The organism is Solilutibacter silvestris (assembly GCF_050574925.1).
Classification (GTDB): Bacteria; Pseudomonadota; Gammaproteobacteria; order Xanthomonadales; family Xanthomonadaceae; genus Solilutibacter; species Solilutibacter silvestris_A.
In genome coordinates, this window is sequence record NZ_JBCMOO010000010.1 from 5,079 (window position 1) to 7,828 (window position 2,750).

The window sequence follows — 2,750 nt, forward strand, 5'->3', positions numbered from 1 at the left end:
GCGGTGTCGGCTTGAACGATCAGTTAGGCCTCAAAGGCGAGCGTCGATATCTACGCTGAAATCCTTGGTGACAACGGCCAGTACTTTGTATCCGCCACCGCCCTCAAAGTAACCCGAGACCGGTGATTTGATGTTTTGACCCTTGGCCGTGAACGACAAGCCTACGCCGGCTTCCCCATGCGGGTAGATCTTGATTTTAGTACGCTCGCCAGGCTCTAAATTACCTACATAAGCCTCAAAACCCGGGCCGTATGCTTGGACAGATTCAAGTTTGATGGGCGATTGATTCTGAATTTCTAGGCTTGTACTCCCATTTCTACAGCCTGCGAGAAGAATAGTGGCTAGCAGTAGTGCGAGGAATTTTGTCATTGAGGCCTAACACCTGAGTTAAGCAGCCCCGGTTTGCGGCGGCGGGCAGCGGTAGCCTACCAAAAGCCGCGGGCCGACGCCGCGAAGCGGGGTCGGCTTGAACGAATAGTTAGACCTCAGCGATTTAAATTGATCGTGCCAACATGAGGCCGCAATTGAACATGCAAAAGAGTGCTGCGGCTATTACAAGCCAGAATGTTACAGGGTCAGAAGAAAGATGAGCTTCTTTCCCATTCCAATACACGAATTTTCGTTTTGCGCTTTTGAGCGCATAGTTGGCGCAATAAAGTCCAGTCGCAGCAAGTGCCGTGGGAATCACGATATCAAAGAGGAGAATTGTGATTGCTTTGTCCAACATAATTTCCTGCTTAGGATCTGCGGCTTGTAATTCTGTATTGCGAAATTAATTGGTTTGAGGTCTAACACCTGAGTTAAGCCGCGCCGATTTGCGGCGGCGGATTGCGGAAGACTACCAAAAGCCGCAGGCCGACGCCGCGAAGCGGGGTCGGCTTGAACGAACAGTTAGGCCTTAATGCGATAACTCTGCGTGATAGCTGCGTTTTCGGAAAACTAGCGATATCGACTCATGAACTGTCACGGCGGCGCCTTCCGGCACGACTCCAGGGTTGCTTGGATCTATTGTGCTTTGGACCATCTCGCCTGTTGTTAGTCGAATTAGGGCGATCTGCTGGAAGCCAGTCTTGCTGTTTTCAACTTCTATAGTGCTTAGGACTTGGCCATGGATGTTATTGGGCTGGCGAATAGGCGGATCAAATAGATAGGCTGCACCACTGAGAATAAGAAGTGCGGCCAGAACGACAGATAGTCTCAACCTTTGCCACCACCGAGGAGCCAGTGTTGCTTCCATTAAGGCCTAACACCTGAGTTAAGCCGCCCCGATTTGCCGCGGCGGACTGCGGCAGACTACCAAAAGCCGCGGGCCGACGCCGCGAAGCGGGGTCGGCTTGAACGACTAGTTAGGCGCATCTGGCTTCAGTTCTGAACTTGAATGTATTTGCTTGATTGTCGCTTTTGGCTGGAGCGACGGGTTAAACGGATATTTGGAGTGGTTGTAAATTAAAAGGACATCACCAGTTCCGTTGCTGTGGACAATAAGATCTTTCCACCCCAAATGGGATGACTTGAGTATGCGAATTGGCGCAGCAGAAATTGTGTTGTGCGAAATCAAGGAATAGCCAGCTGATGTGCCCTTGAGAATAAGTAAGGTGCACCCTCCAGAGCCACACCATTTGTTCCCTTGTAGCAGAACCAATGCATCTGGTAGGGAGTCGCCATTTAAGTCGGCATTAAACTTAATAAATGCTGTTCCAGGGGCGCCAGTGAATTTCGATACGGCTAGCTCTAATGCATTAATTTTTTCGGCGGCAGATGAATATGAAGCCACAACTAGAAGGCTTGCTAGTACAAATTGCTTCATTTCCCCTCCAGAAAGCGCCTAACACCTGAGTTAAGCTGCCCCGATTTGCGGCGGCGGACAGCGGCAGACTACCAAAAGCCGCAGGCCGACGCCGCGAAGCGGGGTCGGCTTGAACGATTAGTTAGCCTGAACGGACTAGAACATTCCTAGCTTGTTCGGTGAGTCACTTGGAATTTGTTGGCCAATGTCCCACATCTCGACAATCTTGCCGTCCTCAAACCGCAGGATATGTACAACGGCGATATCGATGTCGGCATTTTCTCTGCGCACATGAGAGAGTGTTGCGACCCGATCTCTAGATTCGAAGATTTGCTTGACGGTGAAAGACTTGTTGGGCTCAGACTTGGCGCTTTCTTCCATTGCAAGAAGCAATGATTCCCTGTCGCTTGGGAAATAGGCGTTGTGATGCTTGAAGCCTTCTGAGACGTATTCAGAGTAGGCTCTTCTAACTTGACCAGCCGTGCACAAGCCTAGGAAGTCTATGGCTTTGTCTGCGTTGCTTTGGATGGCCATGATGTTGCTCCGTGCAGGCTAACACCTGAGTTAAGCCGCCCCGATTTGCGGCGGCGGGTAGCGGCAGACTACCAAATGCCGCGGACCGACGCCGCGAAGCGGGGTCGGCTTGAACGAATAGTTAGGCAACGTGGGCTAGGCTTTTGAAATTAAGGCTTGCAGCCTTCTAATCTCAGAAATGAGTTCCGGAATATCTTGGCGAGCATGAGCAATAAAATCTTGATCCGCCAAGGTCGCTCCGGTCAGATAAATATCAGGGCTGTCGTCGGATTCTCCGGTTTGGATAAAGCTGTCGCCCGATGTGTGGTCTCGGCCTTCGACAAAGGATTTCCAAGGCTCTGATGTTGTTGCTTGGAGGCGGGCTTCTATTTCTTGAAGGTTTAGGATGCCGCTCATAAGCCTCCTCCCACGCGTGCCTAACACCTGAGTT

4 protein-coding genes are annotated in these 2,750 nt (G+C 51.1%); all 4 read right to left on the reverse strand.

What is annotated here, in order from left to right; genetic code table 11:
• Window positions 1-30 precede the first annotated feature (30 nt).
• Window positions 31-369: a hypothetical protein gene (locus ABE093_RS12815; RefSeq protein WP_430761305.1), complete on the reverse strand. Its 339-nt coding sequence runs from the start codon at window positions 367-369 to the stop codon at window positions 31-33.
• A 973-nt stretch (window positions 370-1,342) separates the two neighbouring features.
• The gene (locus ABE093_RS12820; RefSeq protein WP_430761306.1) at window positions 1,343-1,807 is read right to left on the reverse strand and encodes a hypothetical protein; all 465 of its coding nucleotides are present in this window, start codon (window positions 1,805-1,807) and stop codon (window positions 1,343-1,345) included.
• Between the two features lie 135 nt (window positions 1,808-1,942).
• Window positions 1,943-2,320: a nuclear transport factor 2 family protein gene (locus tag ABE093_RS12825; protein WP_430761307.1), complete on the reverse strand. Its 378-nt coding sequence runs from the start codon at window positions 2,318-2,320 to the stop codon at window positions 1,943-1,945.
• Between the two features lie 135 nt (window positions 2,321-2,455).
• Window positions 2,456-2,750, reverse strand: a 295-nt coding sequence (locus ABE093_RS12830) for a hypothetical protein (RefSeq protein WP_430761308.1), incomplete at its 5' end; no start/stop codon positions are given.

Bases quoted from the DNA above. Each gene is read 5' to 3' on its own strand.
- ABE093_RS12815 (WP_430761305.1), bottom strand. From the start codon at position 369: ATGACAAAATTCCTCGCACTACTGCTAGCCACTATTCTTCTCGCAGGC.
- ABE093_RS12820 (WP_430761306.1), bottom strand. From the start codon at position 1,807: ATGAAGCAATTTGTACTAGCAAGCCTTCTAGTTGTGGCTTCATATTCA.
- ABE093_RS12825 (WP_430761307.1), bottom strand. From the start codon at position 2,320: ATGGCCATCCAAAGCAACGCAGACAAAGCCATAGACTTCCTAGGCTTG.